The sequence below is a fragment of the Alcaligenes sp. MMA genome (genome assembly GCF_020907215.1).
GTDB classification, from domain to species: Bacteria; Pseudomonadota; Gammaproteobacteria; order Burkholderiales; family Burkholderiaceae_B; genus Alcaligenes; species Alcaligenes aquatilis.
This window is the reverse complement of the sequence record NZ_JAJJPP010000003.1, coordinates 118,155-129,703: the sequence shown is the minus strand read 5'-3', so window position 1 is coordinate 129,703 and position 11,549 is coordinate 118,155. Positions and strand designations below refer to the sequence as shown.

Annotated in this window: 7 protein-coding genes; 4 read left to right on the top strand and 3 right to left on the bottom strand. The window is 55.1% G+C overall.

Annotated elements, in window-relative coordinates; translation table 11 throughout:
• Positions 1–22: 22 nt before the first annotated feature.
• Positions 23–3,634, bottom strand: coding sequence for an AAA family ATPase (locus LNA76_RS13165; RefSeq protein WP_230019235.1), 3,612 nt, complete (start codon positions 3,632–3,634; stop codon positions 23–25).
• A 195-nt stretch (positions 3,635–3,829) separates the two neighbouring features.
• Between LNA76_RS13165 and LNA76_RS13160 the strand changes: the two genes are divergently transcribed.
• The 3 genes from LNA76_RS13160 (at position 3,830) to LNA76_RS13150 (ending at position 6,646) form a co-directional block, all read left to right on the top strand.
• The gene (locus LNA76_RS13160) at positions 3,830–4,576 is read left to right on the top strand and encodes a GntR family transcriptional regulator (protein ID WP_094197627.1); all 747 of its coding nucleotides are present in this window, start codon (positions 3,830–3,832) and stop codon (positions 4,574–4,576) included.
• A 179-nt stretch (positions 4,577–4,755) separates the two neighbouring features.
• Positions 4,756–5,649, top strand: a complete 894-nt coding sequence (locus LNA76_RS13155; protein WP_230019234.1) for an MBL fold metallo-hydrolase — start codon at positions 4,756–4,758, stop codon at positions 5,647–5,649.
• 22 nt (positions 5,650–5,671) lie between these two features.
• Positions 5,672–6,646, top strand: a complete 975-nt coding sequence (locus LNA76_RS13150) for a Bug family tripartite tricarboxylate transporter substrate binding protein (RefSeq protein WP_094197625.1) — start codon at positions 5,672–5,674, stop codon at positions 6,644–6,646.
• Positions 6,647–7,844: 1,198 nt separating this feature from the next.
• Here the strand turns inward: LNA76_RS13150 and LNA76_RS13145 are convergent.
• A complete protein-coding gene (locus LNA76_RS13145) occupies positions 7,845–8,816 on the bottom strand; it encodes a Bug family tripartite tricarboxylate transporter substrate binding protein (RefSeq protein WP_094197624.1) in 972 nt (323 codons plus the stop codon).
• A 37-nt stretch (positions 8,817–8,853) separates the two neighbouring features.
• Positions 8,854–10,443 carry a sulfatase family protein gene (locus LNA76_RS13140; protein WP_230019233.1) on the bottom strand — a complete coding sequence of 530 codons (1,590 nt, stop codon included), beginning with the start codon at positions 10,441–10,443 and terminating at the stop codon, positions 8,854–8,856.
• A gap of 106 nt (positions 10,444–10,549) precedes the next feature.
• Between LNA76_RS13140 and LNA76_RS13135 the strand changes: the two genes are divergently transcribed.
• Positions 10,550–11,464 carry a LysR family transcriptional regulator gene (locus LNA76_RS13135; RefSeq protein WP_094197622.1) on the top strand — a complete coding sequence of 305 codons (915 nt, stop codon included), beginning with the start codon at positions 10,550–10,552 and terminating at the stop codon, positions 11,462–11,464.
• Positions 11,465–11,549 lie beyond the last annotated feature (85 nt).

Below are 11,549 nucleotides of genomic sequence, written 5' to 3'. Positions count from 1 at the left end.
ATCAGGCTGCATTTTTTGCTAACTAGACTTTGAGCCTTTGCACCGCCTGTCTGCGTGTCTGAATCCAGTCTGTGTAGCGGTGCAGGCCGTATTTTTCCATGTGTTGTTCAGCCAGATTCCATTCCTGCAAGGCTTGTGCATTTTCACCCAGCGCCATCCAGGCATCACCACGTACGCAGTGCAGCTCCGCACGTAAACTGTTTGTGTCATAGCGCAGGCCCTGAGCGGCGGCCTTGTCCAGCCAGGGCATGGCCTCATTGCTGCGTCCCAGGCGGATCATGGCGCGGGCAATTCGGCACATCAGACCATCGGCGCTGATGGGCAGCCCGTACTGCGCCGTCTGTACGCAATCGAGTAGTGATTGCAGGCTGGTTTCCCGACCCTGCAGCATCACCTGGCAATAGTGCAGGTAAGAGCGGCTAAGCGCAGACCATGGCTCGGGGTTATGCGACCTTTGTAGCTCTTGCAAGGACAGCTCGGCCACTTGCTGACAGTGTTCAAGCTGTTCCATCAGATAGTGGGCCTGCATCACGAATAAATGAGTGATGGCACGCAGGGAAAATGCGGTGTCTGAACGCAGACTTTGCAAGGCGAGATGAGCGTGCTGCTGTGCCGCCTCCATATCGCCTTTCAAAGCCAAAGCCACGCTCAGGGTGCCAAAGGTAATGGATTGTGGGAAGTGCTCGGCAATGGCCAGACGGCTGTTCTGTTCCTTCAGGTCATCAAAGACGGCCAGGCTCAGGTTCAGTGTCTGGATGGCATTGGTGACATTTCCCTTCCATAGTTCGTGCTGACCAATTGCATATAAAGCCCAACTGCGGTTTTGATCGTGGCTGGTTTCATTGGCCAGGGCCAGCAGTTGGCGCGCTTTTTGCAAAGCTTGTTCAAAATTACCTTGGGCTTGAAAGGCCGTCCAGGCTGTCCATAAACTGATCATGACCTGATCGGAGTCATGCTCGTCATGCAAGCCATGCCCCAATTCATAAGCCATGGCGGTAGACGCTGAGGCCGGGCCATACAGGGACGATTCAATGGCGCCTTGCAGCATGCGGCATTCAAACTGCAGGGTTTGGCGTACCTGCAGGTCGTCGATCAGGTCGCTGCGGTTCAAGCAGCGTTGCAGATATTGGCTGGCCTGACGCAGGTCGTCTTGTGCCAAGGCTTCGCGGGCGGCACGTTGCCACCAAAATGCGGCCTCCGCGCTGTCAGCTTCGCACAGGTGCCAAGCAATTTGCTCGGGTGCATGACGACGGCGTATACCGTGCTGGGCAATGGCGTAGTGGGCCTGGCGCAACTCTTCGTGCATGGCCACGCGTTTCAGTGCCTGGGAGACAAGGGGAAGACAGGATACTTGCTTGTCATGTACATCGATCAAATCCAGCGTAGCCAGCGTATCCAGGCCACCGCTCAAGGTTGTGCCCTCCAGACGCAACATCAGGGCCAGCTCGTCAATGGCGATGGGTTCCTCCTGCAAGGCAATGCTGGTCAGAATGTGGCGTGTTGCGGGCAAGAGGCTGTGGTATTGGGTACAGATCAGGTCGGTCAGACACAAGGCATCGTTGCATTCGCTATTGAGTTCGTGGCAGCGCAGCAGCTCATGGGCGTGGCCCGGGTTGCCCGCACTTAACTTAACCAGGCGGCTGCGTTTATCACGCGCCAGTCGCTGGCCGCGCTGATTGCTTAGCAAGCTGTTGATGCTGGAGCGATCCAGCGTAGGCAAGCTCAGGTGCTCGGCACGCTCCAGACCATGACCAGGTTTGCGGCTGGTCGTGAGCAATAGTGTCGGGTGACGGGGGGCCGTGTGTGCCAGCAAGCGGATCAGGCGTTGTGTAGGCGGGTCGGCCCATTGCACGTTTTCAATAATCAGTAAGCGACGGCGAGGCGAATTGCCTGTGCCGCTGAGCAGGTTGAACAGCAAGTCCATGTGAGCGGTGGATGGCTCGTTTAGTTCTTGTTCTTCAGGGCCATGGTTTAACCATTGGTGCAGGGACTGGGCCTGTTTGGGGCTGATTTCCAGCGTTTCTTGCAAGATTTGAACGGAAAAGGGATCGTGCTGCTTGCCATTTTGCGAGGTGATGTAATCGGCAATTTGCTCGTGCAGCCAGAGGCGAATTGGGTGCCAGGCCACACGACGCTTGTCTTCACGACAAGTGAGCATAATGCAGGGGTGGGCGGTTTTTTGTACATAGTCCGCCAGAGACTGCACCAGCAGACTTTTGCCAATATGCGCGCGACCATGAATGGCGATGTGATGCAAGGTGCGATTCGAGCCGATATGTGACCAGGCTTGCACCAGATGATCGAACTCTTGTGACCGACCATAAACGCGGCTGGTCAAACGCGCGTGGTCTGTGTCGGAGGGGCTTAGGTTCAGCCACAGGGCCTCATTTTGGCGACCTGCAGAGGGTTGAATATCTTTGCTGGCCAGACGTAGGGCAGCCTGTGCGCTGATGCGTGGTGCACCGGGAGCGGCCTGCCAGCTCAAGGGCAAGACGACTTGTGCCAATTGACCCCAGGGGTCTGGGCAGGCGCTTTGATCATCCATGGCCAGATCGGCATGAAGGGCGATGCTCAGCGTAATGTGCTCATCCAGGCGCAGGGTCGCGGCAACGCGTGCCAATACGACCGCCTGAGTGATGGGTGACTCCAGCAATTCTGGATACCCAAAATAAGCGATCAACTGATTGGGGCCAGCTTCACAGGGCCAGGCACCATGTTGTTCGATCAAATGTCGCAACGTCTGGCGGCTTTGCTCCAGCAGTTGACCTCCCCTTTCGCGGGCGTGGCGGTGGCTGGGTTCAAAGCGCAGGCACAAACCCACTGCCGCCAAGGGACGCAACTGCAGGCTGACTTTCGTCGACAAGGATTTGACCGGGCTGGACGCCGAGCGCACGGGCAGATCCACCAAGTTGCGCGTCTGGGCGCTGGGCTCGCAGCCCAGACGGTCGGCCAGCAAGACGGAGCATTGTTCGTAAGCATGCAGGGCGGCTTCGTGCTGGCCCTCTTGTTTGAGCAGACGAATTAGTTCTTGGTGCAGTTTTTCTTCTTCAGGCCAGATCACAAGCCAGCGTTTAAGGTAGCTGATTGCTTGTGGTGTGGGCAAAGATCTCAGACCGGACTGTATATACCGGTCACGACATTGAGACAGGGTTTGCCGAATAGTGTGTTGTGTATCCTGCAACCAGTCTTGCAACTGTTCGCCATGATGCAGTTTCACTTGTCCCAGCAAGGGGCCCTGATACAGATTCAGACGCTCCAGATCGCTAAGGGCGGGCTGGCTGGGGTGTTGCAGCAGGCTGAGCACATCCACTTGGGCACGGTTGGGGTCCAGCGCCAGGGTGTCATTGGTAATGTGCAGGGCCTGGTCACACCCCTCAAAGGCGCGGCGCAAGGCATGCAGCGCATGGCGCAAACGAGCACGGCCTACACTGATGGGGTCTTCATGCCAGATCGTTTCGGCCAGACGGCTGCGGCTGATTGGTTTTCCCTGCGCTAAAGCCAGTATGGACAATAAAATACGCGCTTTATCGTAATTAATGATTTGTGCGCGGCATTGTCCTTGAACCAGGAGTCGGTAGGAACCGAGTAGGTAAATTTGGGCCAAGTGCGAGGCAGAGGAAGGCAAAACATCCATGGGCTCGGGCTCGTATCAAGAGTTAAGCAATGATTGGGATAATGTATCCGATCCGTTTAATTTCCGTTTGCCAACTTTTGCGAAAATAAACGCCTTGCTTGTTCAAGATTAAACCTTTTTGGGATATCTCCGGCTTATCGCCTCGCAGGCTATGATGTGAACTTGTCACTTTCCTGTGCTCGGTTGCCTTTTTGTATGGTTGATCCCACACGTTCTTCACTGCGCAAACAGTCCAAATTGCCTCTGTCGCTCAAGGTGAAATATACCTTGCGAGCGCGCCTGGAGCGTGGCGAATGGCCGGTGGGGACGCGTATTCCTACGCTGGAGGAGCTGATGCAGGAATACGGCGTCTCGCGTGCAACTGTGCGGGCGGCGCTGGACGAGCTGGAAAATGAAGGCCTGATTGAACGCACTCGTGGCAAAGGGACCTTTGTCATTGGCGATGTAGCTCAGGATCATTGGCTGATGCTACCCACCAACTGGGACGCTCTGATCGAGCATTTGACGCGTCTGGATTCGGTCATGGTGGAGCTGGGCCACGGGGCAGGGGCCTTGCCCATAGAGATTACGGGCCAGTCCTTGCCTGATGAATATTGGTGGACCAGCCGCGTCAATTACGCCGATGGTGTGGCGTACAGCTTGAATACGGTCTACGTGTTAAATACCTTGGCTCAGACACTGCAACCTGAATTGAGCCAGGAACCTGTGCTGCTGGTGTTGAATCGTCTGGCTCGTGAGCAGATTCATACGGTTCGTCAAACACTTACCGTGCGGGTAGCCGATGCCGATCTGGCGCGCCATTTGAGCATGGATATTGGTATGCCGGTCGTGCGGGTGATCCGCCTGATCATGAACCGTGCGAATCAACTGGTTTATGCGGCGCAGGTCTTTTATCCCGCTAAATATCTCAGTATCCAGACTGAACTGGCCCCTGGCTTTTAAGCCTGTCATCGCAAGCGCAACGCACCTTTACGACACTCCTAGGTAAAAACACCAAGTTATTCCGCTGAGTGGCGAGGTGTACACTTTTTCGATAAAGTCCTAAAAATAGAACTTTATGACTTTATCGAAGAGGCACTGTTCTGGTGCCGGATGTTTTTATCTGCTTGAAGGAGCTTTACGTGAAGATAACCATGCTTGGCACCGGCGCTGCGTTGCCTGATCCGGACCGTGCCCAGTCGTCCATTTTGGTGACGCTGGATAACGGCAAGAATTACCTGTTTGATTGCGGCGAAGGGTCCACGCGTCAGATGGTGAAGGCCAATATCAATCCGGCTGATGTGCCTTGGGTGTTTCTAAGTCACCTGCACTATGACCATGTCTGCGGTTTGCCGTTTTTTGTCTTGTCTAGCTGGGTTTTCAACCGCGAAGGCAGGCTGAAGGTTTTTGGCCCCAAGGGGACTCAGGACTTTGTGGATCATTCTTTCGAGAACGGGGCGTTTCGTGTGGATATTCAGGCCCGTGCCGCGTATCCCGCCCGTAAAAAGAATATCGAAGCCGTACGCCCCGAGGTGTTCGAGGTGGAGCCTGGTCTGATGTACGAGGATGAGGACGTCAAAATCTACATTGATGTGGTGGATCACATTCCGACGGAAATTACGGATTGTTTTGGTATTCGTATGGAGGCCGAAGGCAAGGTTGTGGCGTTCAGTGGCGATACGGCTCCTTGCGAGTCCATGATACGGCTGGCGCAGGATGCCGATTTGCTGATACATGAATGCACCTTTCCCGAGTCTTTCCTGAAGCATCGTGAGGAGTCAGGGGTAGGAACGTTTGCGCATACCAGCCCTTTGCAGTTGGGTGAAATCGCTTGTAAAGCCAATGTGAAGAGTTTAGTGGCCACTCATTTTGGGCATTATGACTCCACCAGTCCGGTGATTAAACGTGCGGCGGGTAATCATTTGCCGGTTGATTTAATGGGGCCTGAGCGCCTGGACGAAGTAGCTCGGGATATTCGCAAAAGCTACAAAGGCGATTTGCGCTTGGCAACGGATTTGATGCGCATAGACCTGTAAAAGGCGCGTGGAGGGAGACAAGATGCAAGTAATTAAGAAAACTGTGGCGTGCCTTGCGGCGGCACTTGGCCTGGCGACGGTAGGGCCGACTTGGGCGGATTATCCCGAGCAACCTGTAAAGGTAGTGATTCCTTACCCTCCAGGAGCGGCGGGTGACATTATTTTCCGTATCTTGCAGCCTGAGCTGTCTCGGGAGTTGGGACAGACGGTGATTACGGATTACAAGACTGGCGCAGGTGGCAATATCGGCACGCAAATGGTGGCGCGCTCCAAGCCGGATGGCTACACCTTGCTGTTTTCGGCGACCAATAATTTTGTGATCAATCAGTTCTTGTACAAGAACATGGGCTATGACCCATTCAAGGATTTGTATGTGATCAATAAGGTGGCGGATGCGGCGGCGTTTGTTTATGTGAATGGAGAGTTGCCCGTCAAGAATATGGCTGAATTCCGGGATTATGTTCAGCAGCGCAAAGGGCAAGTGAACTACGGGACGCCGGGGGCAGGCACGACGCCCGAGCTGTCGGCCTGGAAGTTGTCTGCAGTTCTGGAAGGCGATATGTTGGGGATTCATTACCGAGGCTCGGCACCGGGGATACAGGCTTTGTTGAGCAATGAAGTGCAGATGTTTGTCAGCAGCTATGGTTTGGGGGCGGCTTTCCTGCCGCAGGGGAGGTTGAAGGCTTTGGCTGTTGCCCTGCCGGAGCGTTTCCCGGCCTTGCCTGATGTCCCCACGATGGAGGAACTGGGCTACAAGGATGTGGTGATCAGCAACTGGTGGGCTTTGGCTGTGCCTGCCGGGACGGATACAGAGATCGTTGCCAAGATTGAAGGGGCTTTGGAAAAAGTGCTGGCTGATCCCGAGATTCGTAAGAAGTTACTGGATCAGGGGTATTTGCTGTCCAAGGTGTCGGCCGAGGAGTTTCGGAAGGGGCTGCCTGCAGAGGCGGATTACTGGCATGACATTGTGACTCGGGCGGGGATCAGCCTGGATTAAGGCTGGCTTCTGGTTCTGCTGTTGCTGTTGCTGTTGGTCCACAAGGGCGTCATTACCTTGATGAGCTAAAAGGCGGCGGCATGGCAGAACTTAGGTGACTGGGGCTGTGGCGATGCAGCGGCTTTCTTCTGATCGTGCTGTTTGGGCTATGCGGGGGAGCGAGAGGGTTTTCTTGTGGGGCCCGTGTCCGGCTTGTCTTGGCGGGCCCCTTGTCCACGCTGCGCGTGGGTTCCCTTGTCAGTGTGACGGGGCGGGCGGGTCGTGAACTCGGAGCGCGATTTGTCCCCCGTACAAACCGCAAGCGTGCTCCTCAAACAGCACGACCCTTGCATCCCGCCCCGTCACACTGCCCGCGGCAAGAGTCCTGACTCGCCCGACAAGCCGGACACGGGCCCCACAAGAAAACAAGCTACATCGTGTACATAGCCCAAACAGCACTGGAGAGGAGAAAAGGTTTGGATTTGTTGAACGGTGATTTCGTGTTTTTTGGGATGCTTCAGGCAGGCCTTGAGCTTGGTTTGAATACGTGAGTGATAGGCGAGGTGATTGGAGTTGAAGAAAAAGTGGGTGGGGGTTAAGTAGCTTTTTTATGATGCCGGAGGGGGCTTTAAGTTTTTTGGGCGCTACTCTTTTTGGCTTTGGCTTTGGCTTTGGCTTTGGCTTTGGCTTTGGCTTTGGTATTTGTTGTTGTTGTTGTTGTTGTTGTTGTTGTTGTTGTCGGTGGTCACTTCTGGCGCCATTGACCTCGCACTATCAACGGGACATAAAAACAGTAAATCTCATACCGCACTAAGCCATTCAGTTGGCTCTTAAAAAGAAGGGAACAGAGTAGTGTGAGTCTGCCGGTTGGTGCAGGTGTAGCAGTGGTCGGGCGGATCAGAGTACTTGCCGCGGTCAGGAGATAGCGTAGGGGTGCAAGCATCCTGCTGTTTGAGCGGGGCGCTTGTGGATCGTCCGGGGGACGAACCACCCCGCGAGTTCAGGATGCGCCCGTAGCTATCTCCTGACAAGGGCACCGGTGCGCAGCACCGGCAAGTGCTCAGCCCGACCACTGCTACACCTGCACTAACCGGCTCCCTGCTCCTGCTCCCTTCTTTTTGCGAGCTGCCTCGCCATCAAGCATTGAGCCTGCCCTCAGCAACACCTACGCAGCCCCAAAAAAAACAGCCCCTGAAACCAGGGGCTGTAATTCCAACAATTACTGATCAGAGCGAATATTGTTATCCCGCACAATCTGCTCCCAGCGCGCATTCCGCTGCTGCACCCATTGGGCTGGAGAAACCTTGGACGAATCGTAGGCTTGAATATCCAGCATCCGCAAAGTCTCGGCGGTAGAGGGACGTTTCACGATATCGCTCAGCAAGTCGTTCCATGCTTTGATTTTCTCTGGAGGCGAACCCTTGGTGGTGAAAACCAGGTAAGAGAAGCTCTCGTTAAAGTTTTCCAGGCCTGGTAACTTTGCTTCGGCCAATGTAGGGACTGCAGGCAATAAAGGATTGCGTTTGCCGCCAGAAGTCGCCAATGGCGTGAGCAAACCTTCCTTGATCGGCCCCAAAACACCGGCAATCGTCAGAAAACCGCTGTCCAGACGCTCGCCATACATATCATTGACCACAGCGCTATTGCTGCGATATGGAATGTGATCCAGCTTGATCCCGCTATCTTGTGTCAAGGCCGACATCATCAAATGCCCTGGCGAGCCCATGCCGGCAGAGCCGTAATTCATGGGTTTGGCGCGGGCACGCTCCAGAAACTCGGCAGGTGTTGTGATACCGGTCTTGCTGGGAACCACCAGAACCTGGTCAAAGGTGCCCAGCAAAGACACCAGGTCCAGAGACTCCCCAACCTTGAATTTGCTGTTGACGTAAATATGCGGATTGGCCGTGGCAACGGTGTCCAGGGTCAGCAACAAGGTATTGCCGTCGGGTTTGGCCCGGCCTACCGCCTCGGCTGCAATCATGCCTGCTGCGCCCGCGCGGTTCTCTACCACAATCGTTTGGCCGGTGGTTGCCGTGGCTTCGCGGGCCAACATGCGACCCAGGACATCCAGCGGGCCGCCTGCAGCGGAGCTGACAACAAGTGTGGCCACCTCGGCACTTTGGACTGGCGTAGCCAAAGGTAAGATCAGCGCACAAATGCTTACGTTGCGCAGCAAGGAAAAGATGGGCATAGAGGTCTCCAGATAGGGGTAGGTAACAGTGTCTATCTCACGCTATCGCCAAAGGCAGGGGGCTGGTTTCGCTGTGAGCCATCATGGTGTCGATCAATTGACACAAAAGCGTTGTTTTTAACGTTTGCGCGTCAGGTTCATTCCACAAATTATGTTGTTCCAGTGGATCGGCTTGCAGATCGTACAGTTCTCCGATTTGACCGCCCTCGTACAGACTTAGACGATGCTGCTGTGTGACCAGCGAGCGCAGCTTGGTGCGAATAGGCGTATTGAACAGCTTGCGCTGGTTTTCTTCCTCAATCAATACGCCTATTCGCCAATCCACGGCTTCGTTCTGTATCACTTTCAGCAAGGAACGACCCTGAATACCGTTGTAGGGCAACTGGCCTGCACGTTGCAGAACCGTAGGCGCGACGTCAATGGTAGAACAGACCATCGTGCTTGTGCCTTGAGATTTCGCATCCTTTGGGTCAAACCAGATAAAGGGGCTGCGAATAATGCTTTGGTAATGCACAGGGCCTTTCAACAGGAGTTGATGGTCGCCCATGAAGTCGCCATGATCACTCATGAACATGACGATGGTGTTCTCCGCCTGGCCGGTGCGCTCCAGATGGTCCAGAATGCGCCCGATCTCGGCATCGATATGCGTGATGGAACCGTAGTTCAAGGCAATCGCCTCGCGGGCTTCGCGTTCGGAGCAGGCAAACAGTGTGGGAGTGTGTTTAATCGCTTTGTCGTCATCGCGCAACTGGTGCAGCAATTGCAGGTGTGCGGGCAGGGGGTGGGGGCTTAGGTGGAAGGAGTCGGGCAGGCTGACTTCTTCAGGCTTGTACATATCCCAGTATTGACCGTGCGGCGTGTAGGGGTGATGGGGGTCGGGAAAGGAGCACTGAATAAAGAAAGGCTGTTGTTCCTGGGCATATTTATCCAGTACAGCGCGGGTGCGCTCACCAATCCAGGCCGTGGTGCTGTACTCTTCTGGCACACGGGTACGCCAGGCTTGGCCAATGCGGCTTAGCGCGTAGTCGGGAGTCGGGATGGCGTTTTCAGGGCCGGACAGGGCGGCAATTTCAGGATGTTCATTTTGCAGCCAGCGACCATAGTCGCCCCAGACCTGATCGCCGTGGTCGATGGCCAAGTCCACGTGCTCGTAGCCGTAAAAGGGGAGTTGCACACTGTGATCGGCGTGATCGCGCCACCATTGCCCACATTCCTGGCCGTAATCGTTGGTTGGCAGGGGGGGGCGGGCTTCACCCTTGGTCGGCGGATCATCCGGGCGTGGGTAGAGCGGGGGGGTATCCGTTATATTTTGCAGATGTGCCTTGCCCACTAACGCAGTGCGCCAGCCTGCCTGACGCAGTACATCGACAAAAGTGGTGGAGTCCAGTGGTAGGGGAACGCCGTTGTGACGCGCACCGTGTACCGAAGGCATGCGGCCTGTCATCAGGGAAGCCCGGTTGGGCATGCAGATCGGCGTGGCGACGTAAAATCGCTCAGCACTCCAACCACGAGCGGCCAAGGCATCCAGATTGGGCGTTTTTATGTCTTTATTGCCGTAACACGCCAAATGGTCCGCACGGAGTTGATCCGCAATGATTAATAAAAAATTGGGTACTGACTGAGACATGACGTGCCTATTTTGTAGCTTCGGGTATACCCATTATGGAAGCAGTAGCCATAATGTTAAATTGAATAACTTGCAGGTATATATACTTCTTTCATATAGGTAAGCCATGAGCTGGAGTGAACGCATTCGCTTAAAGCATCTGCAGGTTTTAATTCGTTTGTGCGAACAGAAAAGCATGAGCGATGTGGCCCGGCAGTCCAATATGACCCAGCCCGCTTTGTCAAAATGGCTCAAGGACTTTGAAGACAGTATCGGTATGCCTTTATTCGAGCGTCATGCCCGCGGTATTGAGCCTTTGCCGGCAGCCTTGGCGCTGGTCTCCCAGGCCCAAGGGGTGCTCAACCGCCTTGATCGCATGAACGCGACGCTGGAGCAATACAGGCAGGGATTTCGCCAGCAATTTACCTTGGGTATATCGCCTATGGTGGCTGCAGTTTATTTGCCGCAACTGTTGGTGTATTTGTACGAGCGCGATCCGCAATGCCATATCCGGATTCAGGAAGGCACGCTGGATGTGTTAAGTCGCAATCTGGAGCAGGGTGAGCTGGATCTGGTCATTGGCCGTGTGGACGAAGCAGGTCGCAACCCGGCGATGGCGTATTTGCCCTTGGGGATGGTGCCTTTGGGGGTGGCCGCTTGCCGCAATCACCCTTTGGCCCGGCAAAATGAAGTGACCTGGGAGCAGACGCTGGAGTATCCCTGGATATTGCCCCCCAAAAACAGTCCCATGCGGCGCAGTTTCGAGCTGAGCCTGGATGCCAAAGGCCTGTCGTATCCCACTTGTGCGATCGAGTCTGCCTACGCGCATACCAATGCGCGTGTAGCCGTGGGCAGTGATTTCTTAGTGCCCATGACGCGCAGCATGGTGCCGGTCTACCCGGAGCTGTGTATCTTGGAGCTGGACTGGAGCGACCCGCGTTTGCATGGTCAGCTCGGTTTGTTGTGGCGCCCCCAGGATTCGGGTGAACCGATGTTGGAGGAGGTCATTAGCTGGATGAGCAAGCAGCCTCACACGGTGTGATGGTAAGCCGGGGTCAGCATGGGCTGACCCTGAAAGAACTGACAGCTTGTTTTTTAAATGCATGTAACTAAAAATTGCCATCATG

Bases quoted from the DNA above. Each gene is read 5' to 3' on its own strand.
- LNA76_RS13165 (WP_230019235.1), bottom strand. From the start codon at position 3,634: ATGGATGTTTTGCCTTCCTCTGCCTCGCACTTGGCCCAAATTTACCTA.
- LNA76_RS13150 (WP_094197625.1), top strand. From the start codon at position 5,672: ATGCAAGTAATTAAGAAAACTGTGGCGTGCCTTGCGGCGGCACTTGGC.
- LNA76_RS13140 (WP_230019233.1), bottom strand. From the start codon at position 10,443: ATGTCTCAGTCAGTACCCAATTTTTTATTAATCATTGCGGATCAACTC.
- LNA76_RS13135 (WP_094197622.1), top strand. From the start codon at position 10,550: ATGAGCTGGAGTGAACGCATTCGCTTAAAGCATCTGCAGGTTTTAATT.
- LNA76_RS13160 (WP_094197627.1), top strand. From the start codon at position 3,830: ATGGTTGATCCCACACGTTCTTCACTGCGCAAACAGTCCAAATTGCCT.
- LNA76_RS13145 (WP_094197624.1), bottom strand. From the start codon at position 8,816: ATGCCCATCTTTTCCTTGCTGCGCAACGTAAGCATTTGTGCGCTGATC.